This window comes from Sphingomonas sp. PAMC26645 (assembly GCF_004795835.1).
GTDB lineage: Bacteria > Pseudomonadota > Alphaproteobacteria > Sphingomonadales > Sphingomonadaceae > Sphingomonas.
Window position 1 is genome coordinate 4,221,792 of the sequence record NZ_CP039249.1, and the last position, 26,819, is coordinate 4,248,610.

21 protein-coding genes are annotated in these 26,819 nt (G+C 66.1%); 13 read left to right on the top strand and 8 right to left on the bottom strand.

The annotated features are described in order from the left end of the window. Positions 1-33: 33 nt before the first annotated feature. The 3 genes from E5673_RS19250 to E5673_RS19260 form a co-directional block, all read right to left on the bottom strand. Positions 34-1,650, bottom strand: a complete 1,617-nt coding sequence (locus E5673_RS19250) for a glycoside hydrolase family 43 protein (RefSeq protein WP_136191232.1) — start codon at positions 1,648-1,650, stop codon at positions 34-36. Continuing rightward, a complete protein-coding gene (locus E5673_RS19255) occupies positions 1,647-2,888 on the bottom strand; it encodes an MFS transporter (protein WP_247599483.1) in 1,242 nt (413 codons plus the stop codon). The genes E5673_RS19250 and E5673_RS19255 overlap by 4 nt, the downstream gene beginning before the upstream one ends. A 135-nt stretch (positions 2,889-3,023) precedes the next feature. Continuing rightward, the gene (locus tag E5673_RS19260; protein WP_210731779.1) at positions 3,024-5,111 is read right to left on the bottom strand and encodes an alpha-L-arabinofuranosidase C-terminal domain-containing protein; all 2,088 of its coding nucleotides are present in this window, start codon (positions 5,109-5,111) and stop codon (positions 3,024-3,026) included. Between the two features lie 261 nt (positions 5,112-5,372). Between E5673_RS19260 and E5673_RS19265 the strand changes: the two genes are divergently transcribed. The 3 genes from E5673_RS19265 (at position 5,373) to E5673_RS19275 (ending at position 10,653) form a co-directional block, all read left to right on the top strand. After that, positions 5,373-6,419 carry a LacI family DNA-binding transcriptional regulator gene (locus tag E5673_RS19265; protein WP_136191233.1) on the top strand — a complete coding sequence of 349 codons (1,047 nt, stop codon included), beginning with the start codon at positions 5,373-5,375 and terminating at the stop codon, positions 6,417-6,419. Between the two features lie 186 nt (positions 6,420-6,605). Next, entirely contained in the window at positions 6,606-9,692 is a 3,087-nt protein-coding gene (locus E5673_RS19270; protein ID WP_210731780.1) for a TonB-dependent receptor, read from the top strand. 31 nt (positions 9,693-9,723) lie between these two features. Beyond that, positions 9,724-10,653 carry a hypothetical protein gene (locus tag E5673_RS19275; protein ID WP_247599484.1) on the top strand — a complete coding sequence of 310 codons (930 nt, stop codon included), beginning with the start codon at positions 9,724-9,726 and terminating at the stop codon, positions 10,651-10,653. Positions 10,654-10,762: 109 nt separating this feature from the next. Here E5673_RS19275 and E5673_RS19280 read toward each other — a convergent pair whose 3' ends face one another. After that, the gene (locus E5673_RS19280) at positions 10,763-11,545 is read right to left on the bottom strand and encodes a thermonuclease family protein (protein ID WP_247599485.1); all 783 of its coding nucleotides are present in this window, start codon (positions 11,543-11,545) and stop codon (positions 10,763-10,765) included. A 99-nt stretch (positions 11,546-11,644) separates the two neighbouring features. Between E5673_RS19280 and E5673_RS19820 the strand changes: the two genes are divergently transcribed. After that, positions 11,645-11,797 (top strand): hypothetical protein, encoded by a 153-nt coding sequence (locus E5673_RS19820; RefSeq protein WP_168711678.1) that lies wholly within the window; start codon positions 11,645-11,647, stop codon positions 11,795-11,797. A gap of 266 nt (positions 11,798-12,063) precedes the next feature. On the opposite strand, the gene E5673_RS19285 is transcribed toward E5673_RS19820, so the two are convergent. Beyond that, positions 12,064-12,729: a hypothetical protein gene (locus tag E5673_RS19285; protein ID WP_056065788.1), complete on the bottom strand. Its 666-nt coding sequence runs from the start codon at positions 12,727-12,729 to the stop codon at positions 12,064-12,066. Between the two features lie 308 nt (positions 12,730-13,037). Between E5673_RS19285 and E5673_RS19290 the strand changes: the two genes are divergently transcribed. Further along, positions 13,038-13,247: a hypothetical protein gene (locus tag E5673_RS19290; RefSeq protein ID WP_136191234.1), complete on the top strand. Its 210-nt coding sequence runs from the start codon at positions 13,038-13,040 to the stop codon at positions 13,245-13,247. 36 nt (positions 13,248-13,283) lie between these two features. Here E5673_RS19290 and E5673_RS19295 read toward each other — a convergent pair whose 3' ends face one another. Then, positions 13,284-13,628, bottom strand: a complete 345-nt coding sequence (locus E5673_RS19295) for a DNA primase (RefSeq protein WP_136191235.1) — start codon at positions 13,626-13,628, stop codon at positions 13,284-13,286. A gap of 79 nt (positions 13,629-13,707) precedes the next feature. Then, on the bottom strand, positions 13,708-14,967 hold the full coding sequence (locus E5673_RS19300) for a multidrug effflux MFS transporter (protein WP_136191236.1): 1,260 nt from the start codon (positions 14,965-14,967) through the stop codon (positions 13,708-13,710). Between the two features lie 128 nt (positions 14,968-15,095). Between E5673_RS19300 and E5673_RS19305 the strand changes: the two genes are divergently transcribed. From E5673_RS19305 to E5673_RS19320, 4 genes are all read left to right on the top strand, one after another. Beyond that, positions 15,096-15,593: a hypothetical protein gene (locus E5673_RS19305; RefSeq protein ID WP_136191237.1), complete on the top strand. Its 498-nt coding sequence runs from the start codon at positions 15,096-15,098 to the stop codon at positions 15,591-15,593. 130 nt (positions 15,594-15,723) lie between these two features. After that, complete coding sequence (locus tag E5673_RS19310; protein ID WP_136191238.1) at positions 15,724-16,680, top strand: 2-oxoglutarate and iron-dependent oxygenase domain-containing protein; 957 nt, start codon at positions 15,724-15,726, stop codon at positions 16,678-16,680. A 405-nt stretch (positions 16,681-17,085) separates the two neighbouring features. Continuing rightward, the gene (gene polA, locus E5673_RS19315; RefSeq protein ID WP_136191239.1) at positions 17,086-19,860 is read left to right on the top strand and encodes a DNA polymerase I; all 2,775 of its coding nucleotides are present in this window, start codon (positions 17,086-17,088) and stop codon (positions 19,858-19,860) included. A 118-nt stretch (positions 19,861-19,978) separates the two neighbouring features. Beyond that, positions 19,979-21,496: an oligosaccharide flippase family protein gene (locus tag E5673_RS19320; protein WP_136191240.1), complete on the top strand. Its 1,518-nt coding sequence runs from the start codon at positions 19,979-19,981 to the stop codon at positions 21,494-21,496. Positions 21,497-21,501: 5 nt separating this feature from the next. Here the strand turns inward: E5673_RS19320 and E5673_RS19325 are convergent, their stop codons facing one another. Continuing rightward, entirely contained in the window at positions 21,502-22,530 is a 1,029-nt protein-coding gene (locus E5673_RS19325; protein WP_136191241.1) for a polyprenyl synthetase family protein, read from the bottom strand. Positions 22,531-22,679: 149 nt separating this feature from the next. Here E5673_RS19325 and E5673_RS19330 point away from each other — a divergent pair, with 149 nt between their 5' ends. The 4 genes from E5673_RS19330 to mprF all read left to right on the top strand — a co-directional run bounded on the left by E5673_RS19330 (position 22,680) and on the right by mprF (position 26,808). Continuing rightward, positions 22,680-22,967, top strand: a complete 288-nt coding sequence (locus E5673_RS19330) for a chorismate mutase (protein ID WP_107954710.1) — start codon at positions 22,680-22,682, stop codon at positions 22,965-22,967. A gap of 191 nt (positions 22,968-23,158) precedes the next feature. Beyond that, positions 23,159-23,860: an AcvB/VirJ family lysyl-phosphatidylglycerol hydrolase gene (locus E5673_RS19335; protein ID WP_136191242.1), complete on the top strand. Its 702-nt coding sequence runs from the start codon at positions 23,159-23,161 to the stop codon at positions 23,858-23,860. A gap of 10 nt (positions 23,861-23,870) precedes the next feature. Continuing rightward, entirely contained in the window at positions 23,871-24,257 is a 387-nt protein-coding gene (locus E5673_RS19340; protein WP_120301320.1) for a DUF2147 domain-containing protein, read from the top strand. A gap of 4 nt (positions 24,258-24,261) precedes the next feature. Then, complete coding sequence (gene mprF, locus E5673_RS19345; RefSeq protein ID WP_136191243.1) at positions 24,262-26,808, top strand: bifunctional lysylphosphatidylglycerol flippase/synthetase MprF; 2,547 nt, start codon at positions 24,262-24,264, stop codon at positions 26,806-26,808. The last annotated feature ends 11 nt before the right edge of the window (positions 26,809-26,819 follow it).

A 26,819-nucleotide genomic window follows, 5' to 3' on the forward strand; every position in this document is an offset into this window, starting at 1 on the left:
ACTGAACGCGGATCGACGCCGCGTTCAGTCCGCTCAGCCGCCGCCGGCTTCGACATACTCGAAATAGCTGAAATCGGCCGGTTCGCCTGCTCCCGACATATCCTGGCACGCCATCCCGACAAAGGCGCCGGTGAAGTTCGGCAGGCCCGGCAGCGTCGCCTCGTCGGACAGCACGCTCGCGTCGAACCGGTCCGCGAGCCATGTCCACGCGCTCGACCCCGCACACCGGTAGCCGAAGCGAAGGCTTTCGTGATCCACCTCGACCCGCAGTCCGATCGGTCCCGCGTCGATCGCGATCGGCTGGGTGATCATGCTGCTGCCGAGCGGGGTCGGTATGGCCGACAGCACCTGCAGCACGCGCCGGCCATCGTCGTCGGCGGTGACGTGCAGATAATGGAACTTGGTCGAATTATAGTAGCAGACCAGCCCCGCCGCCTGCTGGAGGTGACGCGGTTCGAACGTGACGAGCGTCTCGGCGACGTAGGCGAACGCCTGCTGCCGGCGCGCGACCAGCGATTGCGTGAAGTGGCTGCCGATCGTCTCGCGGCCGTAGAGGCGCAGATAACCGGGACGCGCGGTCAGGCTGAACAACCGGCCGGCGTCCGGGGTACGCAGCCACTGGAAAGCCTCGGGCAGCGTCGCGGTATCGAACACACTACGCTCGCGCCGCGGTTCGGGCGCGGCCGACGCCGTGCCATCCTCCACGATCAGCGCCGGACTCGCATCGCCATCCATCGTCCGCAGCCAGCCATCCTCGCCCCATCGCATCGGCTGGATCGCGGTCTCGCGGCCCAGCACGCACCGATCACTGACGGGCAGCGGCCGCCCGCACAGATACACCATCCAGGTTTCGCCGGTCGGTGTCTCGACCAGGTCGCCGTGCCCGGTTCGCTGCAACTGCACGCCGTGCTTGCCCGCCGCGGTCAGTACCGGGCCATCCGGATGCACCTCGTACGGACCGAACAGCGACCGTGACCGCGCCATCACGACGGCATGGTTGCGCTCGGTGCCGCCTTCCGCGACCAGCAGGTGATACCAGCCGTCGCGCTTGTAGAGGTGCGGGCCCTCGGTGAAGCCGAGCGACGTGCCCTCGAAGATCATGCGACGGTCGCCGAGCATGTCGCCCGTCGCGAGGTCGATTTCCTGCACGACGATCCCGGCAAAGCGCCGCCCGCCCGGCCGATGGTCCCACAGCATGTTGAGCAGCCAGCTCCGCCCGTCATCTTCGTGGAACAGCGCCGGATCGAACCCGCTGCTGTTGAGGTGGACGGGATCGGACCACGGCCCGTCGACATGCTCCGCCGTGACCCAGTAATTATGGAAATCGCGCAGCGACGCGCCCCGCGCACCGTCGATCGTGGTCTGACCGTAGCGCTTCACGTCGGTGTAGATCAGGTGGAACCGGCCGTTCGCATGGCTCAGGTCCGGCGCCCATACTCCGCACGAGTCCGGGTTCCCGCGCATGTCCAGCTGGCTCGCGCGGTTGAGCGGCCGCGCTGCCAGCCGCCAGTTCGCGAGGTCGCGCGATTGGTGGATCTGGACGCCCGGGTACCATTCGAAGGTCGAGGTCGCGACGTAGTAATCGTCGCCGACGCGGACGATCGACGGGTCCGGATTGAAGCCGGGAAGGATCGGATTTCGAATAGTCATGTGGGCTTTCGTATCAGGACCCAGAGGAGTGCGGCGCCGACCAGGTCGAGCAGTCCGAGCAGGATGAAGAACGGCTGGTAGCCGACCTCCGCGACCATCGAGCCGAGCACCAGCGTGAAGATCAGCACGCCGAGATTGGCGGCGGTGCCCGACATCCCCGTCGCGGTCGCGACCTGGTCCTGCGGGAACAAATCCGACGACAGCGTGATGACCGTCACCGACAGCGTCTGGTGCGCGAAACCGCCGAGGCACAGCAGTGCGATCGCCGCGATCGGGCTGGTCACCGTGCCGACGAACATCATCCCCGTCATCAGCACCGCACCCACCGTGAAGGCGCCACGCCGCGCATCGATCAGGTCGACGCCGCGCCGTTGCAGCCACGCCACCACGATCGGCCCGAACAGGCATCCGAGGTCCGCCGCCAGGAACGGCAGCCACGCGAACATCGCGATCTGGCCGAGATCGAAATGGCGCACCTGCACGAGATACAGCGGCATCCAGAACGACAGCATGCCCCACACCGGATCGGCGAGGAACCGCGCCGCCGCGATCGCCCACAGGTTACGACGCCGCAGCAGTTCGCCGAGCGGGGGACGCTTGCGATGCGTGGCGAGCGATGCCTCCTGTCCTTCGACGATCAGCGTCCGTTCCGCCGGCGACAACCGTCGATGTTTTGCGGGCGGCGCATACCAGAACAGCCAGGCGATCACCCACACCAGCCCGAGCGCGCCGGCAATGAAGAAGGCCGCCCGCCAGCTATGGTTGAGCACCGCCCAGGCCACCAGCGGCGGCGCGAACACCGCGCCGAACGAGGCCCCGATCTGATAGATGCCGCCCGCGACACCGCGCTCTCGGGCCGGAAACCATTCGGCGACCAGCTTCATGCCCGCGGGTTGCGCCGATCCCTCGACCAGCCCCAGCGCACCGCGCAAGCCGGCGAATCCCATCCAACCGGTCGCCAGTCCGTGCGCCATCGTGATCAGCGACCAGACCGTGACGAACAGCGTGAAGCCGATCTTCAGCCCGACCACGTCGAGCACATAGCCGGCGAGCGGCTGGAACATGATGCCGATCTGGAATGCGCCGGTGATCCAGGAATATTCGGCGGCGCTGATATGCTGCTCGGCCATAATCGCCGGCGCCGCGACGCCCAGCACGCTGCGTGCAAGATAGTTGATGACCATCGCCACCACGAACAGGCCGATGATGGTCCAGCGGATATTCCTGAAGCGCCGCACCCTCACCCCCTCGGTAACGTTATCATCGCGTGGTAGCCGCCGACGCTCGCCTTAGGCAAGCATTGCTGCTGCAAAAACGCGTCGAATTGCGGTCGAGAGCAACTGGAGCCACGCGCGGCGCGGTCGCGGTCCGGCTCAGTGCTCCGCCGCGATCGGCAATTCGTAGATCGCCGCGGAGATCGCCGGTACCATCACGGTGCGTGTCCCCGCCACCTTGCTTTCGACGATCGTCACGCCGCTTGGGGACGCAATGGTGTTCGCCGCCTCCACCGTCCTGCCGGTCATGACCCAGCGCCTGCCACTGCCGCGCAGCCTCATGCCGGAAAGCGCAAGGTTCAGATGCTGCGGCTGGAACGTCGCGTTCACCACTGCGAGGCGCAGTTTGGTGCCGTCCGGCGACAGCCCCGCGATCACGTCGAGCGGATAGGTCGGGCTGCCCGCGCGCACCTTGGGATGCGCATGGCCGACCGGGTATTTCGGCTCTGGTTGCGGTACATCGCCATCGACCTTCAGTGGAACCGTCCCGGCGCCGAAATGCTCGCCGTACAGCTTGAACACGGTGCCAGTGGCGTTGAGGGTCGCGGCGGATGGCGAGATGTGCATCGTCGACAAGCCGGTCGTGAACGCCGACATCGTCAGGAAATCGGTGTGGCGGAGCATCTCCTGGAATACCATCGCATAGGCCAGCGAGGATTTCAGCGTCGGCGGCCCCGCCATGTACGCATATTCGTCGATCGACAGGAACGTCTTGGCAGCGCGGATCTTGGGGAACTTCGTCTCGTAGATCGCCCATTCCTCCGCCTCCATGCGGACATGGTTCGAGGGCGAACGGACGAACTCGATAAGTTCGTCGGCGGCCGGCGCGTCGGGCCGCTTTTCCGCACGATCATACCAATGCTCGGTGATGCCGTCGAAATTGCCCCATGCCTTGGCGAAGAAGCCGCCGGTCCAGTCCTCCTCGGTACCGAACTTCGCCTGGATGCTTTCGATCGAAGAGTTCTGCTGCACGCCCTTCGGATGCAACTGGTCGGGCATCGCGCCCGATGCGATCAGCGTTATCGACGGGTCCTTGGCCCGCATCGCCTTCGCGAATTCGTTGTGCTTGATCATGAAGTAATCGAGCGAGGTCTTGCCGACCTGCCACCAGCCGAACGGTTCGTTGCCGATGTTCCACCATTTGACGCGGTAGGGCTCGAGATGACCGTTCGCTGCACGCTTCGCGCCCCATTCGGAGGTCGCCGCGCCGTTCAGATATTCGACCTCCTCCGCCGCCGAGTTCGCATCGCCCAGCCCGGCATTGACCGTGACATAGGGTTCGACGCCCAGGAGACGCGTCAGGTCCATCCATTCGTCCATGCCGAGATCGTTCGGCTGCATCGCGCTCCAGGCGTGATCGAACATCGGCGGGCGTGCATCGCGGGGCCCGATCGCCTCGTGCCAATCCCAGTCGGACAGGAAGTTTCCGCCGGGCAAGCGCCAGACGCCCGAGTTCAGCGACTTCGCGATCGCGGTCGTATCCGCGCGCCAGCCATTGACGTTGTCCGCCGGCATCAGCGACACCACGCCGACCCGAAAAACGCCGGGGCCGGTGCCAGTGCCAGTGATCTCCAGCCGCGCATCGCTCGCCGCCGCGGTCGGCGTGAACGCGAAGCTCGCCTCGCTCCAGTCCGCGCCCGGCGTCGGCAACGGCACGACCTGCCGGTCCTGCGGCCGATCGCCCCAGATCAACGCCACCGACACCGCCACGCCCGGCTCTCCGCTCAGCCGAAGCTTGCCGACATACCGCCGCCCGCGGACGACCTCGATCCCGCCTTGGCCTATGCCGGTGACATGGTCGGCGAACACCGCGATCCGAGCGCTTTGCGTGCCGACGTACGGATGCTGCGTGTCCATCGTCACGGCCGCGTCGCCGCCGATCGGGCGCCATTTGCGGTAGACGACACCGGGCCGCCCTTCGGCATTGACCGGTGGCGGCGCGTCGCTGGCGGCGGGGCCGACCGGGTAATAGAATTTGCGGTCGTCGAGCATCTCCGCCCACAGCGTCCGCGCGACGAGTCCGCCGATCGGTTCGATGAACATGCCGTATTCATAGGGTGTGACCGCCGCCGACCGCGCCGTTGCGTCGACCCGGACGGCGATAGCCTGAGCCCGTTGCGCCTCGGCCGAGACCAAGACCGTGACTTGACCCGCGAACAGGACGAACGCTGCGATGACCGGTTTCATCGACCTCTCCCCTTCCGTGCGTGCTCGCCATTGCGGCGATGATCGCGACGCGCCGGTTCGATCCCGACGTCGCAGCGCATCTCCAGATAGATTACGCAGACTAATGATAACGTCAACATGGACGTTCGGCATGTCGGCATACTCTGGTCGAGATCCGACCAACTTGCATCGCGGGGCCAAAGGTCTAGGTCGCTTCGACGTGTATGGTTCGTATTGAGGGGCTCGACGTGACGGTCGTCGGGCGGGGTTGAAGGGATCGGTGTGAAGGAACGCGCTCGGCGCTCGCGCAGCCCGACGATCATCGATGTCGCCGCGCAGGCCGGGGTATCGCCGATGACCGTGTCGCGCGTCATCAACGGCCGCGCCAGCGTCGATCCGACCACCCGCGCGAGCGTCCAGGATGCGATCGACGCATTGGGCTACACGCCGAACCTCGCCGCGCGCAGCCTGGTCACGTCCACCGAACTCAAGATCGGCGTGATCTACGCCAACCCTAGCGCCGCGTTCATGAGCGACTTCCTCACTGGCGTGTTCGAGGAGGCCTCGATCCGCGGCGCACGGCTGATCCTGCTGAAGGGCGAGGACGGCCGTCCGCCCAGCCCCGCCGCGCTGGAGAACCTGGTCGCTACGGGCATCTCCGGCATGATCTGCGCGCCGCCGTTGAGCGAATCCGCGGCGGTCCTCGACGTGTTGCGCAAGGCGCGCGTGCCGGTGGCGGCGGTCGGCGCGCACGATGTCGACAACGTGATTTGCGTCCGTATCGACGATCGCCTCGCGGCATATGAGATGACGCGCGAACTGATTGCGATGGGTCATCGCCGGCTCGGATTCGTCGTCGGCAACCCCGATCAGGTCGCCAGTCTGAAGCGGCTCGACGGCTTCTACGCCGCGGTGCGCGAACATCCGGGCGTTCGCGCAACGATCGCGCAAGGCGATTTCAGCTTTGCCTCGGGACTCGCCGCCGGCGACCAGTTGCTCCAGGCCGATCCGCCCCCCACTGCGATCTTCGCGAGCAACGACGACATGGCCGCCGCCGTCGTGTCGGTGGCGCATCGGCGACAGCTCGATGTACCGCGCGAACTGACGGTCGTCGGATTCGACGATACCACCGCAGCGGTGATGCTCTGGCCGCCGCTGACCACGGTGCACCAGCCGGTCCGCCGACTCGCCGCGGAAGCGCTCGGCCTGCTGGTCGCGGAGATCGCCACGCCGCCGAGAACACCCGCCAAGCGCGCCGACCGGGTGCTGGACCACGAAATCATCAAGCGACAGTCGACGTCGCCGCCGCAGGACGACGCCACGCCTTAACGACGTCCGCCGTTTCTGCGGACGTCGACGGCCTTCACTCCACGCCGCCGATAGTATGAGTATTGACTCCTCCATGATGTCGACGCATTGTTGCGTGGTAACGTTATCAAACAGCAACATCGAGTTGCGGGATGACGTTGTGGGAACGCCGGTAAATCGGCGCGCCGTTAAAGGGGGTAGGATGCAATGGTTTCCAGAATCACGACTCTGTCGGCTCACGTCCGCGCCAGCGTTTGGGCGCAAGAGACATCGCGTTTAACAACAGCGGCACGATCGGTTTCTACCGTTTCCAGTCCGACTACACGGCAACGGCGCACCCTCATCGCCGGATCGAGTAGCATCGCCGCTCTTATCCTCTCGCTATACGCAGCACCGTCTTTCGCACAGGCCGCCCCAGCGCAAACCACCGACACCGTCGCCGCCCCAGAGCCGCTCGCCGAGACGCCCAAGCCCGCCGAACCCGAGGCCGTCAGAACCGCCGACATCATCGTCACCGGCTCCCGGATCCAGTCGAGCGGCTTTACCGCCCCGACGCCGACCACGGTCATCAGCGAAGCCGATATCCAGAACAACGCGCAGCCCAACGTCTTCACGACGATCGCGCAGCTGCCGTCGTTGCAGGGGTCGAGCGGTTCGACGACCAACACCTTCAGCACGTCGAGCGGCCAGCAGGGCCTGAGCTCGTTCTCGCTCCGGGGCCTGGGCACTATCCGTACGCTCACCCTGGTCGACGGCCAGCGCGTTGTCGGTGCCTATTATACGGGCGTCACCGACGTCAGCCTGCTCCCGCAACTGCTGATCAAGCGAGTCGACATCGTCAACGGCGGCGCGTCCGCATCCTATGGATCCGACGCGGTCGGCGGCGTCGTCAACTTCATCACGGACACCCATTTCCAGGGCTTCAAAGGCAACATCCAGGGCGGCATCACGAACTACGGCGACAACGGCCAGGGGCTTATCCAGCTTGCCGCGGGACGGAGCTACCTGAACGATCGACTCCACCTCGTCGTCAGCGGCGAATATGCCAAGGAAGCAGGCGTTGGCCCTGGCGATTTCGGCACCGACCTCGCCGGTGGTCGCGACTGGTTCACGCAGACGACGATGATCAACCGCAACGTAGTCGACGACGGATCGCCGCAATACGTCCTGCGCGATTTCGCCCAGCCGTATAACTTTACGAAATACGGCCTCATTACCGCCGGTCCGCTGCAGGGCACCGCGTTCGACCAGAGCGGCCGCCCCTTCCAGTTCCAATATGGCTCGAACGGCGTGCCCGCACGCGACAATTCCGGCGCGGTCCGAGGCTGCCTGCCCGGCTTCTGCGTCGGCGGCGACCTGTCGGGGAACATCGATACCGGCCGCACCTTGCAGTCGGCGATCCAGCGCATCGATAGCTATGGGCGGATCGGCTATGACTTCGCGACCGACAACGAAGTCTATGTCAGCGTCAATGTCGGCCAGGTGAAGACCCATAACCAGCCGACCAACGGGGCCAACCGACCCGGCCTGAGGCTCCAGTGCGCGAACCCGTTCGTCCCGGCGTCGATCCAGGCGGCATGTGCGACCGCGGGGATCACGGACTTCCAGTTCGGCGCCAGCGTCGCGATCCTGCCGAACACCATCGTCCATACCGATCGCCGCCAATACCGTGTCGTCGGCGGCCTGAAGGGCAAGTTCGAACTCGGTGGGTCGCCCTGGACCTATGACGCCTATTACGAGCGCGGCATTACCGACACCGCGATCGACGTCGACGACATCGTCCTCACGCCGCATTTCAACCAGGCGATCCAGGCGATCACGCTCAACGGCGCGATCGTCTGCGCCAATCCGGTCGCACGCGCCAATGGCTGTATCCCGCTCAATATCATCGGCGGCGCGGCACCATCCGAGTCGGCGCGCCGGTATGTCCAGCCAGAGAACGGCCCGATCCAGCGCCTCCACTTGACGCAGGACGTTGCGAGCCTCGCCTTCTCCGGCACGCCCGTCGAGCTCTGGGCAGGTCCCCTGTCGGTCGCGTTCGGCGGCGAATATCGCAAGGAATTCTACAAGGTCCGCGCCGATGCGTACGGCGCCGGCGTTTCCGCGCTCAGTCCCTATACCAGCGAATACCCCGCCGACCCGACCCTGCTAACCGCGGGCAACAACTGGTATGCCGGCAACTACAAGAACGGCACCGGCGCCTATGACGTCAAGGAAGCGTTCCTCGAGCTCGACGTCCCACTCTTCAAGTCGGACATGATGGGCAGGGCCAATATCAACGGCGCGGCCCGCATCACCGACTACAGCACGTCGGGCCGAGTCTGGACGTGGAAGATCGGCGGGACATGGGACACGCCGCTCAACGGCCTGCGCCTGCGCGGCGTCACCTCGCGCGACGTTCGCGCACCCAATCTGTCCGAGCTGTTCGCCGCACCGGTGACGACCACGCTGCCCAACTTCCTCGACCCCGCGCGCAACGTCAACGTCGTGGCCATCCAGAACGCGATCGGCAACCCGGCGCTCACGCCCGAGATCGCGCGCAACACCGAAGTCGGCGCGGTCTATGCCAATCCGTCCTGGCTGCCGGGGTTCAGCGCCTCGGTCGATTACTACAACATCAAGGTCACCGACGTGATCTCCAGCCTTGGCGCGGCCCAGATCGTCGACCTGTGCTTCCGCAACATCCTGCCCGAAACGTGCAGCGCGTATAATCTCAACAACACCGCCGGGCCCAATTTCATCAACACGCAGGCGTTCAACCTCGCGTCGATCAAGACCGACGGCTTCGATATCGAGGCAAGCTATCGGTGGCGGCGCCCGCTCGGTGTGGACGGGACGTTCACGCTCCGTGGCCTGGCGACCCACATCCGGAAGTTCGTCACCGATACCGGCCTGCCGGGGACGATTCCGACCGACGGCGCCGGCGTCAACCTCGGCGCCACCCCGCGCTGGAAGCTGCTCGCGGTACAGGCGTTCAGCAACGATCGCTTCAGCCTGACGGTGCAGGAACGCTGGTTCAGCGACGGCAATTACGGCAACCAGTACGTCGTCTGCGCGCCCGGAACATGCCCCAAATCGACCACCACCGCGCCGACGATCGACCGCAACTTCATGCCCGGCGCCTTCTATCTCGACGTCGGTGGAACGTATAATATCACCAAACAGGTGTCCGGGTATTTCAAGGTCGACAACGTCTTCGATCACGACCCGGCCGCCTCGCCGCAGAGCGCCAACCCGGCGCTGTACGACATCGTCGGGCGCATCTACCGTGTCGGCGTCCGCTTCTCGTTCTGACGCCCCACCTCTACCAATACGGAGATCCAGCATGCGCGCTCTCGCCCTTCTGATTGCCGGGATGATGCTGAGTTCCTCCGCGATCGCGCAGACCGCCGGGGCCGCGGCGGCGCAACCGACGCCACTGGAACGCGGGTCGGGCACGTACCCCGCGATCTTCGAGGAACGACCGGACCTGCCCGACCATGTCGTCTACCGCCCGGCGGATTTTGGTGCGCTGGGTCGGGCCAAGCTCGGGATCTACGTCTTCGGCAATGGCGGCTGCAGCGCGGACGGTACGAGTTCGCGCAACCACCTGCTGGAGATCGCCTCGCACGGCTATCTCGTCATCGCCTCGGGCACGATCCCCAAGCCGAAGTCCGACGCCGCGACCAAACCCGACCCGACCCCCGCCCCCGGCACGAAGCTGACCTCGGCAACGTCGACACGCGCACTGACCGACGCGATCGACTGGGCGCAGCGGGAGAATGCCCGCGCCGGCAGTCCGTTCAAGGGCAGGATCGCCACCACCGAGATCGCGGCGTCCGGCTGGAGTTGCGGCGGCTTGCAGGCATTATCGGCGGCGCAGGACCCGCGCGTGACGACCGCGGTGATCATGAACAGCGGCTTCTTTCCCGAGGGCGCGAACCCGATCGGCGGCGTCGTGTCCGACAAGGCGTTGCTGAAGACGCTGCACGGCTCGATCCTCTATGTCCTCGGCGGCCCGACCGACATCGCGGTCGCGAACGGCACCGACGATTTCCAGCGGATCGACCATATCCCCGCGGCGCTGGTCAACATACCGGTGGGTCATGGCGGCACCTACATGCAGCCGCATGGCGGTATCGCGGCGGAAGTCGTGACCGCGTGGCTGGACTGGCGTTTGAAGAACGACCGAACCGCCGCCGCGCGCTTCGTCGGCAAGGATTGCGGCTTCTGCCAGGACACGCGGCTCACGATCGAGCGCAAACACTTCGACTAGATCGGCCGTCCGCACGGTGATGGACGGAGATATCGAAACCGCCCTTCCCGGAAGGCGAGGTCGGTAACCGAAACGCGGGTGATCGCCGGGAGGACGCTGCGCCGTCCCGTCAGAACCAGCCGGTTCGACACCAAGGCGCGCGCTTGCCGCCACCGTAACGGCGCGCAAGCCCGGTCCGTACCAGCGCCTCGCCGAGCGATTTCCCGTCACGCTCGACGATGCGCAGTTTGCGGCCATAGCGGTCGACGTCGCGCTTGATCGGGACCAGCGTGAAGGGGCCGGCGTTGAGCAACGCCTGCATCTTGAGCGTAGCGGCCTTGCCGGCGCGGGCTTCGGACGCGCAACGGGGCGGATGGGTTTCGGGCGTGTCGATGTCAGCGATGCGGATCTTGGTGCCCGCCATCCAGAAGGTGTCGCCGTCGACCATGCAGTCGATCCGCTTGGCATGGCCGCATATCGTGAAGCGCGCGGATACCGCCTTGCCGCCCGACAGAGCGGAGGCGGCGGCAGCGGCGGTCGACGCCGCACTCGCGACGCCTGCCGCGGTGGCCAGCGCACCGGTGGTGGTGGAAGCGGCGGCGGCGGTAGCGTTTGCGGAGGACGACGCGTCCGCCACGGCAGCGTCCGCGGCCTTGCTCCAGCCGCCGGGCACACGCAGATGCCCGGCCGGCCAGGCAATGCCGAACCCGCTGGGCCATTCGACCTTCAACCCCGGCGGCACCAGAGCCGCCCAGTCGATCTGGCGGATCACCGGCACCATCAGCCCGAGCAGCACACCGTAGAATACCAGGCGGAGTTGCAGCAGGACTCCGGGCGCCGGGCGCCGACCGGATCCACCGCGGCGCGTGGCGCCAGCGCGATCGCCACTTAGCAACCGCATGAAATCAAACACATACTCCATCGTCCCTCGCGCGTACGCGCGCGCGCGACGATGTCACCTCGCGGCGGCGAAGGTTGCGACGGGCGGAGTCGGAAATAAGGCGAACGCATCGTGAACATCGACCGGATGCACATCTCGGGTGCGATGGCGGGCGTGCGTTGCCGCATCAGCGTCGTGCCGGAGCAACTTCATGGGGGCGTCCAACATCCCGGGAACGCGGCGTGGGCACGAGCGATGCTGCTGTCCTACATTGCCGAGCCGTGATCAGATGCAGCGTGAGCATGGCACCCATCCGCATCCGGACGACCGATTACGACGCTGTCGCGCGATGTGCACAACCGCGCCAGCGTGTGAACTTTGTGCACTTCCGCGCAATCCGGGCATCGGCGACACCGCGATCGCAAGCGTTCGAACCGCTCGATCTCGGCCCGAAAGCCCGACGACCTCAGACGCACGAAGGGCGGGAAATGGCCCTAGCCACTCCCCGCCCCCGTTACGCGTCCAGCTTTTCCCTCTTGCGAGGCAAAGGCTTAGAAGTGCGTGATGATACCGAGCATCGGACGGAAGCTCTGCGCGTCGCCGAAGGTGTTGACCTCGGCGCGGATGCGGAAGCCTGCGTTGCCGGTGATGCCCTTCAGGCCGATGTTCTGCGGACCGACTTCTGCGCCGATGCCGTAGGTGATCGCGCTGTAGTCACGACCGGTGTCTGCGACGACGTTCGAACGACCCGAGAAATGGTCGAAGTTGACCCACTGGTAGCCGACCTTGCCGTAGATCAGGCCGCTGTCGCCAGCGCGGAAGCCGAAGCGGCCTGCTGCGCCGTATTCCCAATCGATGTTGCCATCGATGCCCTTGATCACGTTGCCTTCTGCGCCGACGAAGACCGGGCCGAGCGGCACGTTCACGCCGAGCACGCCCTGAACCAGCGAGCCCGATGGCTTGTAGCTGCGACGGGTCGAACCGTCAGCGTTGATCGCCTGCGGAATGCCGTGGCCGCGCTCGTTGTCGAACTGCTCCCAGCCGCCCATCACGCCGAAATACGGCTCGATGCCGAATGCCTTCGAGCCGTCGGGCGCTGCTGCTTCGCCGGGCTGTGCGCTGTTGTCGACGGGTGCCGGTGCCGACATGTCCTGCGCGAAGGCGGGAACTGCGACCGTTGCGGCGGCGAGGGCGATTGCCAGGGAAAGCTTACGCATGAGTTTGACCTTATACCGTGTTGTTGCGTGGATCGCCGACTGCACGGTGCGTCGGTTCGGTCCAGGCAAGCCAAACCGGTCGGCGAGCACATGGTTGCACAAAAAACGTCACATTCAGGGAACTGGCAGGGAACTGTTCCGCTGTGTTGCGTTACAGCAACGGTTCCTGTCATTTGGATGAACGAACCATGGCCGCTGCGGGGCGGACTAGGCAGGAATACAGCGGAAAAGCGGCAAAAAGCAGCCGCGACCGGTGTTAACGCCGTCCGTTTACCCTCTGGTGACAACCAGTGTGCGATGCAGCATCGATGGGGTTTTCACGCCTGTTCCGCAGCCGCTGGGCGGCGCTCTTCTGGTCGGCGGGAATCGTGTGGACGGCCTATGACGTCGCGAGCGACGCACCGGAACCGGCCGCAACGAACGCGACTTCGGGTAATACGGTGGAGCGACCGACCGACGCCGCCGGTGCTGCATTCAACGCAGACGATCTCGCGATCCTCGCCAACGCCGCCGGCTGAGGGCGACGCGCCTGTCAGAGGCGCGTCGCGGATAGTTCAGGGCTTCAGCGCAACGTCGTCGGCGTCCTTCAGGTCTTCGTCGTCGTCGATCGTGTCGTCGTCGAGCTCGTTCTGGACGTCGTCCTCGTCCATGTCGGCTTCGTCCATCGTCACGGACGAGTCCGTCTCGCCGACCTCTTCGGAATCCATCTTGGTCTCGTCGATCGACTCGTCGTCGGTGTCGTCTTCGCCCAGATCGGGTTCGAGGTCGGTCAGGATGATGCCGTCGCTCGGCCCGTTGCGCGTGGCTTCGAGGATCTCGGCGCGCTGGCTCTCGTCATAGCCCTCTTCGTCATAACCGTCGTCGCCCGAACCGGCACTCGGCACCTGATGTCCGCCCATGGTCACACTCCCTCGTTCCAGGACGCCCGCGTTTTGCAGGCCTACCAGATGCGAACGGTGGACGTGCGCGGTGGTTCCTTCAAGCGCGGACCGGTGCCGTCGACGCGGGCCGGAACAGGCGACCGCGCTCGGTTATCAGGATCGACAGGAGTGCGGCGAGTCCGGCGAGCAGGAACCCGCCGACCAGCGGCACGGTGGTGCCGTTAAAGGCCTGCCCGATCAGTGCGCCGAACACCGCACCGATGGTCACGCTCAGGAACCCCTGCACGCTCGACGCAGTACCGGCGATCCGCCCCATATTCTCCATCGCCATCGCCGAGAAATTCGACGTCGCCAGCCCGAAACAGCCGAGCGTCAGCGCCTGGAACACCGCGAAGCTGACCAGCGTCTCGAAGCCGACCTCGATCGCGAACAGGTGGACGAGCGACACCAGGATCATCAGCGACAGAGCACCATGGCTGATCAATCGCGTCCCCAGCCGCATCACGATCCGCGAGTTGAGCAGGTTACAGATCGCCATCGTCACCGACGTGGTGGCAAAGATCAGCGCGAGCAGCGACGGCTTGTGGAACACGTCCGCCATGATCTGCTGGATCGAATTGAGATAGCCGTACAGCGATCCGAGCAACGCGGTCGAGGCGAGCGTGTAGCCGAGCGAATTGCGGTCGCCGAGCGTCTGCCGCCAGTCGCTGAGGATCCGTCCCGGCGTGATCGGCAGGACGTTCTCGGGCGCCAGCGTCTCGGGCATCCGCAGATAGAACCAGACCAGCACCCCCAGCGTCAGCACCGCAACCGTCCAGAAGATCGCGCGCCAGTCGCCGAACTGCAGCACCGCCCAGCCGAACGTCGGCGCGAGGATCGGCACGATCATGAACACCATGAACGCGATCGACATCACCCGCGCCATCGCCCGCCCGTGGTAACAGTCCCGCACCAGCGCGATCGTCGCGACACGGGCCGCGGCGATCACCGCGCCGCCAAACGCGCGCGCGGCCAGCAACCAAGTGAAGCTTCCCGCGGTCGCGCAGGCAACGTTGGCGATGATGTAGAGCATGAGCGACCAGAGCAGCACCGTCCGCCGCCCGAACCGATCCGCAAGCGGGCCGTGGACGAGCTGCGCGACGCCGAAACCGATCACGAACGCGGTCACGACGAACTGCCGCCCGTTCTCGGTCGCGACACCGAGCGAGTTGCCGATCGCCGGCAGCGCTGGCAGCATCGAGTCGATGCCGAGCGCGGTCAGCGACATCAGCGAGGCGACGAGCGCGACGAACTCGACGAAGCCGATCGGCGCGCCGCGCATCGCTGGCGCGTCGGATTGTGGATCCTGGGTCTGCATGATGCGTGGCCCTGTACCCGCTCGGGCGGTCGCGCGGAACCCGCTAACCGGCGCAGCTACGCGACGATTGCGCAGTGCACCGACGACCCCTATCTGTATTGCAAGAACAACACACTTCGGAGATGACCATGATCCGCCCGTATTTGCTCGCCGCTGTCGGTCTCACCAGCGTGCTTGCCCTGTCCGCCTGCGATCGCTCGAACGAAGGCGCATCGGTCTCGATCAACGCCGATGGCGGGAACGTGCTCGGCGCGATCAACGGCGAGACCGGCGAGATGAAGATCGACGTGCCCGGCTTCCAGGGCTCGGTGAAGCTGCCGAAGATCAAGATCGACACGAGCAATTTCGATCTCAACGGCGTGCGCCTGTATCCGGGATCGTCGATCAAGACGCTCAACATCGTCGGCGACGACAAGGCCGGCGGGTTGCGCGTCGCCTTCGCCAGCCCGGCAACACCCACTATCGTCCGCGACTGGTTCGCACAGCGGCTCGGCAAGGTCGGCTACCAGGTCCATCCCGAGGGCGCGAATCTGATCGGCACCACCGACGAGAACAAACCTTTCCGCCTCGAACTCGCGCCCGACGGCAAGGACAAGGCGACCGGCACGATCGTCATTAGCGGATAAGTCTACGATCCTCTCCCGCCAGGGGGAGGATCATTACAGATTCCAAATCCCGACCAACCCTAACCCAAGCATTTGGCACGGCACCCCCAATCCCCTATATCGGGCGTCCCCCAATCCGGACACGCACCTCATGCTCGACACCCCCGCCGCCCAGGTCCCGACGCTCAGCCTCGCCACGCAGGATTCCGACCCCGACGGTTTCGCCGCCGCGTTCGGCGAATCGTTCGAGCGGTACGGCTTTGCGATCGTCGCCGATCACGGCATCCCCGCCGACCTGATCGAGCGCGCCTGGGCCGAGACGAAACTCCTGTTCGACCTCCCCGAGGACGAAAAGCGTGGCTACCACATCCCCGGCGGCGGCGGCGCGCGCGGCTACACGCCGTTCAAGACCGAGATCGCCAAGGACGCCAAGGTCGTCGACCTCAAGGAATTCTGGCACGTCGGTCGCGAGCTGCCCGAGGGTCATCGCTATGCGGACACGATGGCGCCGAACGTCTGGCCGACGCGGCCCGAGGGCTTCAAGCCGGTCTTCCTCGAACTGTTCGCCGCATTCGACCGCGCCGGCGACAAGCTGCTGTCGGCGATCGCGCGCCACCTGCAGCTCAAGCCCGACTGGTTCGATCCCGCGGTGAGGGACGGCAACAGCATCCTTCGTCTGCTCCACTACCCGCCCATCCCCGCCGATGCCGAAGGCGTACGCGCCGGCGCGCATGAGGACATCAACCTCATCACGCTGCTGCTCGGCGCCGAGGAAGCCGGGCTCGAACTACTCGACCGCGCCAACGGCCGCTGGCTGTCGATCAAGCCGCCCGAGGGCGCGATGGTCGTCAACGTCGGCGACATGCTCCAGCGGCTGACCAACAACGTGCTGCCCTCCACCACGCACCGCGTCGTCAACCCGCCGCCCGAGCGCCGCGGCCACTCGCGCTATTCGATGCCGTTCTTCCTGCACCCCGCGCCCGATTTCCTGATCGAGACGCTGCCGGGCACGATCACCCCGGACAACGCGAACCGCTATCCAAACCCGATCACCGCGCACGATTACCTGTACGAGCGGCTGGTCGAGATCGGGCTGATCAAGAAGTAACGGCGGATCTATCGATCCTCCCCCCCAGGGGGAGGTGGCTGGCACTCGCCAGACGGAGGGGGAGGAAAGGGGTAACCGTCGTTCCGTACCCTCCCCCTCCGTCACCTTCGGCGCCACCTCCACCTAGCGGGGGAGGAATGAGATGACGCGCAGGCCCCGAACCTCCGCTACCCCTTCCTCCTCCACCCCGGCGAAGGCCGGGGCCCAATTGGGGGACAGCAATAACGAAGCGCAGCGCGCCGTTACGACCACCTTTCCGATTGGGCCCCGGCCTTCGCCGGGGTGGTGTTCCGCACGGGACCGGTAAAGCCGCCCAAACACCCCACCGCTTTTCTCCCCACCTGATACCCAACAACCACGCATCGCCCATTGGTGCGCGCCCCCGCATCCGCTAGACCGCGCGCGATGCCCCATCTCTATCTCGTCGACGGCTCCGGCTATATCTTCCGCGCCTATCACCGGCTGCCGCCGCTCACCAACAAGCATGGCGAGCCCGTCGGTGCGGTGTACGGCTACACGACGATGCTGTGGAAGCTCGCCGACGAGGTTCACGCGGCAGACGGCCCCACCCACATGGCGGTCATTCTCGACAAGTCGTCGAAGACGTTCCGCAACGATCTCTACGACAAGTACAAGGCCCAGCGTCCGCCCCCGCCCGAGGACCTCGTCCCCCAGTTCCCGATGATCCGCGACGCGACGCGTGCGTTCAGCCTCCCCTGCATCGAGACCGAAGGCCTAGAAGCCGATGACATCATCGCCTGCTATGCGAAGGCCGCGCTCGCCCAAGGCTGGGAAGTCACGATCGTGTCGTCCGACAAGGACCTGATGCAGCTGATCGAGCCCGGACTCGACATGTACGACACGATGAACAACCGCCGGCTCGGCGCGGAGCATGTCGCGGAGAAATTCCACGGCGTCACGCCCGCGCAGCTCGGCGACGTGCTGGCGCTGATGGGCGACAGCGTCGACAACGTCCCCGGTGTCCCCGGTGTCGGCCCCAAGACCGCGGCGAAGCTGATCCTCGAACATGGCGATCTCGAATCCGTGCTCGCCGCCGCCGACGGCATGAAGAAGGGCAAGCTGCGCGACAACCTGATCGAGCATGCCGAGATGGCGCGGCTGTCGAAGGTGCTCGTCACGCTCAAATGCGACGTCGCGCTGCCCGAACCGCTGGAGGATCTCGAACTCAAGGGCATCCCCGACGCTCCGTTGCGCGCGTTCCTCGAACACCACGGCTTCAAGTCGCTGATCGCCAAACTGTCCGCGGTCGCCGAAGCCCCCGTCGCGGAACCGGCAAGCACGGCCGAATTCGACGAGGACGAGCCCTGCAAGCATGACGACTATGAAACGGTCGTCGACGAAGCCGCACTCGATCGCTGGATCACCGTCGCCCGCCATCAAGGCTGGATCGCCATCGACACCGAGACCACCGGCATCGACGCGACGCGCGCGGACCTCGTCGGGGTGAGCATGGCGCTGCATCCGAACCTCGCCTGCTACGTACCTATCGCACATGGCGGCACCGATTTGCTCGCGGAAAACCCGGTCCAGCTCGATCGCGCGCTCGTGCTAGAGAAACTGAAGCCGTTGCTGGAGGATCCGAGCGTCCTGAAGATCGGCCACAACCTCAAATACGACATGATCGTCCTCGGCCGCGCCTATGCGTCCACCGGCGGTGTACAGATCGCGCCGTTCGACGACACGATCGTGATGAGCTTCGATCTCGACGCCGGGCTGCACGGTCACGGCATGGACGAGCTCGCCGCCACGCACCTGTCGCACAGCTGCATCGCGTTCAAGGACGTCGTCGGCACCGGCAAGACGCAGCGGACCTTCAACGAAATCGACCTGAAGGCCGCCACGCGCTACGCCGCCGAGGATGCCGACGTGACGCTCCGCCTCTGGCGCCGGTTCAAGCGCCGCCTGCCCGCCGAAGGCTCGACCCGCGTCTACGAGATGGTCGACCGCCCGCTCGTCCCCGTCATCGCGCAGATGGAGATGCACGGCATCAAGGTCGATGCCGCGAAACTGTCGAAGTTGTCGACCGAGTTCGCCGGCCAGATGGCGAGCCTGGAGACCGAGATCCACGCGCTCGCCGGCGCGCCCTTCACGATCGGCAGCCCCAAGCAATTGGGCGACGTGCTGTTCGAGAAGATGGGCATCAAGGGCGGCCGCAAGGGCAAGTCCGGCGTCTATTCGACCGACGTCAACGAGCTCGAACGGATCGCGGCGGACAAGGACTCGCCCGGCGCGGTGATCGCCCGGAAAGTGCTCGACTGGCGCCAGCTGTCGAAGCTGAAATCGACCTACACCGATGCGTTGCAGGCGCAGATCAACCCGGCGACGGGCCGGGTCCACACGTCCTACTCGCTGACCGGCGCACAGACCGGGCGCCTGTCGTCGACCGATCCGAACCTGCAGAACATCCCGATCCGCACCGAGATCGGTCGCCAGATCCGCGACGCGTTCGTGGCCGAGCCCGGCAACGTCATCCTCGCCGCCGATTACTCGCAGATCGAGCTGCGGCTGGCCGCGCACATGGCGAACGTCCCCGCGCTGAAGGCGGCGTTCGCGAACGGCGACGACATCCACAGCCTCACCGCGCAGGAACTGTTCGGCGAGGTCAACCGCGACACCCGCGGCCGCGCGAAGACGATCAACTTCGCGATCCTCTACGGCATCTCGCGCTGGGGTCTCGCAGGGCGTTTGGACGTGTCGGCGGACGAAGCGCAAGCGATGATCGACCGCTATTTCGACCGCTTCCCCGGCATCTCGAACTATATCGTCGAGACCACCGAGAGCGTCCGCGCGAGCGGCTTCACCACCACGCTGTTCGGGCGCAAAACGCACTTCCCCCGCATCCGCTCGAAGATCCAGCACGAACGCCAGGGCGCCGAACGCGCCGCGATCAACGCGCCGATCCAGGGGACGAGCGCGGACATCATCAAGCGCGCGATGGTGCGGATGGGGCCGGCCTTGCTCGAAGCGGGCCTCCCGAATGTCCGCATGCTGCTCCAGGTCCACGACGAACTTGTGTTCGAACTGCCGGAAGGTGACGTGGAGGCAGCCAAGCCGGTGATCGAGCAGGTCATGGCCAATGCGGCACTCCCCGCGGTCACCCTCGACGTGCCGCTGGGCATCGAGATCGGCACCGGCCTTAGCTGGGGAGCGGCACATTGAACGCGCAGGGCGGCAGCCGGCCACGTCCGGCTGACTCGCACCAGCGCGGCCGGCGGAGCGTTCGCTCCGACCGACGACGCGGCTTTGCCGCGGCGCGATCCACGAATGGCGCAGCAGCGTGACCGAGGCCACGCAGGATATCGACACGCTTGCCAAGGGTGGTCGGACCAACATCGCCGGCTTCGTCCTCCGCCTCGCCGCGCGTATCCCGTTCCTGTTCATCGCCGGCCGCATCTACGGCCCTGACCTCGTTGGCCGCTTCGCAATCGCCGTCGTGGTGGTCGAACTCGCCGCACTCCTCGCGACGCTCGGCCTCAAACGCGGCCTCGCGCAGGCGCTCAGTAGCGCCGACCGCCCGCACGCCAACGTCGTCTGGGACGCCATGGCCGTGGCATTCGTCGCCTCGCTCGTCGCCAGCGCAGTGCTCTGCACCTTCCCGCAGATCATGTATCCGAACAGCGCGATCACCGGGCTCGACCGGTTCCTGCCGCTGATCATTGTCGCGGTCGCCTGGTCCGACGTCAGTCTCGCCGCGCTCGCTTACCGGCTGAACGTCAAGGCAGCCGTCACCGCCCGCGCGGTGGTCGAGCCCTGGACGATCTCGATCGCCGCCTGGGCGTTCTCGTATTTCACGATCCGCGACGGCCTAGTTCTCAGCTACGTTGCGTCGATGACCGCGGCACTGATCGCCAGCCTCGTGCCGTTCCTGCGCAGCTACGGCGTGCCGCGCGGCTGGAAACCGCAGCTACGTCCCCTCTACGCGCTCGCCCGCGCCAACGTGCCGCTCGCCGGTGCCGACATCCTCGAATGGGGCAGCCGCAACGTCGACCGCTTCATCCTCGGCGTGATGTTCGAGCCCAAGGTCGTCGGCATCTATTACATGGCGCAACAGGTCGCGAGCCTGCCGCAGAAATTGAAGACCAGCTTCGACCCGATCCTCGGACCCGTCATCACCCACAGCCTCGCGATCAACGACCGCGCCGCCATCGCCAACCAGGTCCGCCAGGTCGCCTTCTGGATCATGGCCGCGCAAGGCGGACTCGCGCTGATGGGTTCGATCCCCGGCGAAGCGGTGATGGGCGTGGTCGGACCGCAGTTCGTCGCCGGCACCGCCGCGCTCGCGTTCCTGCTGACCGCCGAGGTGCTCGCCTCGACCGGCGCGGTCAGCGAATCCGCGCTCGTCTACATCGCCCGACACCGCAACCTAATGATCTCGGCGGCGATGCTCGCGTTCCAGGTCGGTCTGAGCTTTGCGCTGATCTTCACGATCCGGGCACTGGGCTATCCGGTCAATTACCAGGCGGCAGGCCCGGCGATCGCGCTGATGCTGTCGGTGGGTCTGACCTCGATTATCAAGTCGAAGCTGCTCGGCCATCTGCTCGGGACCAGCGTCTCGCCGTGGCGCTGGCCACTAGTGTGGGCCGCACTAGCGGCGATCGTGGTGGGCGCAGGCTTCACCGCGCTACCCAAGCGTTACGAATGGGTCGAGCTGGCGATCGGCGAACCCGCGATCGCGGCCACCTATCTCTACATCCTGTGGAAATACGCGTTTGGCCCCGCGGACCGCGCCTTGTTCGGCAAATCGACGCCGGTCGGCGAGGCGACGCTGCCGAACGCCGGATCACCCATCCGCTAACGCGATCAGTATGCGCGGGCGACCGCGAACTCGACGGCTTCGATCATTGCGTCCTTGGCGGCGCCGTTGGGGAAGCCGGCGATCGAGTCGATCGCGCGCTGGCCGTAATGACGCGCCCTGGCGAAGGTGTCGTCGATCGCGCGAGTGGAGCGGATCAGGCGGATCGCATTCTGAAGATCGGCCTCGCTGTCACGACGACCTTCGACCGCATCCTTCCAGAACGCACGGTCCTCGGCCGAGCCACGCGCATAGGCGAGGATCACGGGAAGCGTCATCTTGCCCTCACGGAAGTCGTCGCCCGCATCCTTGCCCATCGTATCAGCATCGGAGACGTAATCGATCGCATCGTCGACCAACTGGAATGCGATGCCCAGATTGCGGCCATAGGCGTCGAGTGCGGCCTCTTCGGCCTCGGGGCGATCGGCGACCACGGCCGAAATCCGGCACGCGGCCGCGAACAACGCCGCGGTCTTCGCGCCAATGATGTCGAGATAGCGCTCCTCGCCGAGATCGACGCGGCGCGCAGCAGTGAGCTGATTGACCTCGCCCTCGGCGATGACCGCGCTGGTCGAGGACAGGATCTTCAGCGCCTTGAGGCTGCCTGCCTCGACCATCAGTTCGAAGCTGCGGCTGAACAGGAAATCGCCGACCAGCACGCTGGCGGGGTTACCCCAGATGATGTTGGCGGTGCGCTTGCCACGGCGCAGGTCCGAGCCATCGACGACGTCGTCGTGCAGCAGCGTCGCGGTGTGGATGAACTCGACCGCGGCCGCGAGCAGATGATGCTGCGTACCCGCATAGCCGATCAGTTGCGCGCTCGCGAGCGTCAGCATCGGCCGCATCCGCTTGCCGCCACCCGCGATCAGGTGACCGGCGAGTTCGGGAATCAGCGGGATCTCCGACTCCATCCGGCCGCGGATCACCGCGTTGACCTGGTCCATGTCGCCACGGACAAGCTTGACCATCGGGTCCAGCGAGGGCTGGGACTCGGGCGTGGGACGAAGGGTGTCGAGGCGGTGGACGGTGGCGCTCATCTTCCCGAGCCTCTGACGCCTATGCCCCTGCAAAGCAACCCTTGCCGGGCGTCGAGCTGCCCCGGCTCGCCCCGATCTGCCGTGCGACGCCTTGCCGATCCGGTTGCACCACCGCAAAAGGCGCGCCGAACCAACGAAAGGGTATTTTGGTGGCTGACGACCTGTTGACCGGATACCGGCAGAGCATCGACAACATCGATGCGGCACTGATCCACATGCTTGCCGAGCGCTTCAAGGTGACGCAGGCGGTGGGCCGGCACAAAGCGACGCATGGCTTGCCCGCTGCAGATCCCGGCCGGGAAGAGCGCCAGATCGCCCGGTTGCGCCATCTGGCGGCGGAAGCGCAGCTCGATCCCGAGTTTTCCGAAAAATTCCTGCGCTTCATCATCGACGAGGTGATCCGTCATCACGAGCGGTTGGCGCACGATCCGGTTTGAGGGGCGAGATGGTTCTTCCCCCCCCTGAAAGGGAGGGGTCGGGGGTGGGTCGGTTTCCGCATATCAGACCGTTACGGCACGAGCGCGCCAACCCACCCCAGCCCCTCCTTCCAGGAAGGGCAGCAGAGCATGAAGAAAACTTCACTATCGCTCCACGTGCCGATCACCCGCCCCGGTGCAATCGGTTGCGGATGACATGGCTCTACCGATCCCTGCTCGCGCTGGTCCTGGCCGCTATCGCCGCGGCTGGCTTCATGGGCTGGCTCGGCTATTTCGGTGGGCCGTTGTTCACCGATGTCTACCCGACCAAGCCGGAGCGGCCATTCGCCGTCGTGCTCCTCACCGGCGATCTCGGCTACAAGATCGGCATGGCGCCGCAGATCGCACGGCGGCTGGCGGCGGATGGCGTGCCGGTGGTCGCGGTCAACACGCTGACCTATCTGCGCACGACGCGGACGCCGGCGGACATCACGACGCTGATCGCGCGTGCCGAGCAGCGCGCGTTGCGGCTCGGCCATGCCGATCGGGTAGTGCTGATCGGCCAGTCGTTCGGCGCGGACATGTTGCATGTCGGGCTGGTCGACCTTGCCCCCGAACTGCGCGCGAAGATCGCCAAGGTCGCGCTGATCGTGCCCGAGGACAACGTCCAGTTCCGCGCGTCGCCAAGCGAGGTCTTCGATCTCTGGACCCCGACCGTCGACGCGGTGCCGACCGCGCGCCAGCTGGCCTGGGCACCTTTGCTATGCGTGCAGGGCGTGGAGGAAGTCGGCAGCCTGTGCCCGTTGCTGACTCAGGCCAATACGACGCGGATCGCGTTGCCGGGCGGACACCCGCTTCACCGCGACGCCGATGCGCTCTACGAGGTGCTGGCGCGGTTCGTTTTCGCGGATTGAGGATCGACCGATGATTCCTGTGATGATGGCGCTCGCGATGGCCGTGGGCAGCCCGGCCCCTGCTTCCCCCGTGGAAGGCACCTGGCACAATCCGAAGAACAGCGTGGCCGTGAAGACAGGCGCCTGCGGGGACAGGCTGTGCGGCTGGGTGGTGCGCGCCAGCGACGAGGCGCAGGCCGACGCCCGCGATGGCGGCACGCCGAAACTGATCGGCACCGCCTTGCTTCGCGAATATCGCCCTAGCGGCCGCAGGAAATGGTCGGGCCAGATCTTCGTCCCCGACATGGGCCGCACCTTCGGGTCGACGCTGACGCTGGTCGACGCGAATACGATCGACGTGAAAGGCTGCCTGATCGGCGGGTTCCTGTGCAAGACGCAGACCTGGCACCGCGGTTGACCCGATGACGACTCGTCCGTTGATCATCCGGACCCGCGACTGGATCGCGCATCGCCGCGGCACGCTAATCGCGCTGGCGGTACTCATCGTCGCGGTGCTTGGCTTTGCTGCGATCCACAAGCTGACCGCCGAAATCCGCCTGTCCGAAGTGCGCGCCGCGTTTTCCGCGCTCGGCTGGTCGCAGCTCTCGGTAGCGATCGGGCTGACCGTCGTCAGCTATATCGCGCTGACCTTCTACGATTCGATCGCGCTGAAAGTGATCGGCCATCCGCTGCCGTGGCGCACCGCCGCGGTGGCGTCGTTCACCAGCTATACGATCAGCCACAATCTCGGCCTCGCCATGCTGACCGGCGGGTCGGCGCGATACCGCGTATATAGCCGCGCCGGGCTAGACGAAGCCGCCGTGGCGCGCGTCGTGCTGATAGCCGGCGTGACGTTCTGGGCGGGGGTCATCACGGTCGCGTGCCTGTCGATGGCGATCCATCCGGGGACGCTTCCAATCGTGAAGTGGACGATGCCGCCTCTGCTGGAGCGCAGCGTCGGCATCGTCATCCCGCTCGTCATGCTGGGGGTCGTGCTGCGTCACCGACAGGGTGGATCGATCGGGCTGCTCGGCTGGAGGCTGCCCCTGCCGAACTGGCGGCAGGCGCTCGCGCTCCTGCTGGTCTCGACGGTCGACCTCGCAGCGGCGAGCGCAGCCTTGTTCGTGCTGCTGCCGAACGCTTCGCCCGAACTCTATCCGGTGCTGTTCCTGGGCTACGCGGTGGCGATCGTCGTCGCGTTGATCAGCCATGTGCCGGGCGGGCTCGGCGTGTTCGAGGCGGTGATCATCGCGACGATGCCGCAGGACAATGCGACGGTCCTCGCTGCTTTGCTTGCCTACCGCATCATCTATTACGTCGCACCGCTGATCCTCGCTGCTGTACTGATGGCGTTCCACGAGGGGCGTCAGTGGCGTGGGCGAGGCACCGATCCGCTGGCGATCGCGCTGCCGCTGGCGCCCTTGCTGCTGGGCGTGCTGGTGTTCCTAAGCGGTGCGATGCTGCTCGTCTCGGGCGCGCTGCCCGCGGCCCCTGGTCGCATGGACACTTTGGCGACGATCCTGCCGCTGCCGATCAGCGAGATGGCCCACGTCGCGGCGAGCCTCGTCGGCGTGATGCTGTTGCTGGTCGCACTCGGGCTGTACCGGCGGCTCGACGGCGCGTTCTGGGCGGCGCGGACGTTGCTCGTCGCAGGCGCGCTGCTGTCGATCGCCAAGGGCCTCGACTACGAGGAGGCGACGATCCTGCTGCTCACCGCCGCCGCGCTGCAATGGACGCGCGCGGCGTTCTACCGGCGGACGCGGCTGACCGCGGAGCCGCTATCCCCCGAATGGCTGGTCGGCGTCGGTGCCGCGATCGGCCTGTCGGTGCTGATCGGCTTCTTCGCCTACCGCCGCGTCGGCTATTCGAGCGACCTGTGGTGGCAATTCGAGACCAACGCCAACGCCTCGCGCTTCCTGCGCACCAGCCTAGCGGTCGGGCTATTGCTGATCGGTGCGGCGATCTGGCGACTGTTCGCCGCGGCACCGGTGCCGATGGTCCACGACATGCTGCCCGACGATGTCGCGACCGCCGCGCTCGCGCATGCCGACCGCACCGACGCGATGCTCGCCTTCACCGGCGACAAGCGCTTCCTGGTCTCGGACAGCGGCGACGCGTTCCTGATGTACCAGGTGAAGGGCGCGAGCTGGATCGTGCTGGGCGATCCGGTCGGGCCAAGCGAGGCATGGTCGGAGCTGTTATGGGCCATCCGCGCCCGCGCCGACGCAGCTCAGGGCCGGCTGCTGCTGTACCAGATCGGCCTGCGCATCGTGCCGATCGCGATCGAGATGGGCCTCAAGCTGGTCAAATACGGCGAAGAGGCGACCGTCGAGCTCGACGGCTTCACGCTGGAAACACCCGAGATGCGCAGCGTGCGGAAGGCCAGCCGTGTCGCCGAACGCGCAGGCGCGGAGTTCGCGGTCGTGCCGGCCGCCGAAATGCCCGCGATCATCCCAGAACTGCAAGCGATCTCCGACTGGTGGCTCGCCGACAAGGATCATGCCGAGAAGAGTTTCAGCGTCGGTCGGTTCGAGCCGGGATACATGGCGAAGTTCGACTGCGCGGTGGTGCGGATCGAGGGCAGGATCGTCGCCTTCGCCAACGTCTGGGGCACGCCGAACAGGCAGGAGCTGTCGGTCGACCTGATGCGCCACGCCGAGGACATGCCGCAGGGTGGCATGGACTTCCTGTTCACGCGGCTGATGCTATGGGGGCACGAGCATGGCTATCGCAATTTCTCGCTGGGGATGGCGCCGCTGTCGGGGATCGAGGCGCGGCGGCTGTCGCCGACCTGGTCGAAGGTGGCAGCGTTTCTGTTCCGCCACGGCGAGCGCTTCTACGGGTTCGCCGGCCTGCGCGCGTACAAGGAGAAGTTTCGCCCGAACTGGACGCCGCGCTATATCGCATCGCCGGGCGGCACATCCTTGCTGCGCGGGCTGATCGATTTGCGGGCTTTGGTGAGCCGGTAAGGCTTGCTAGG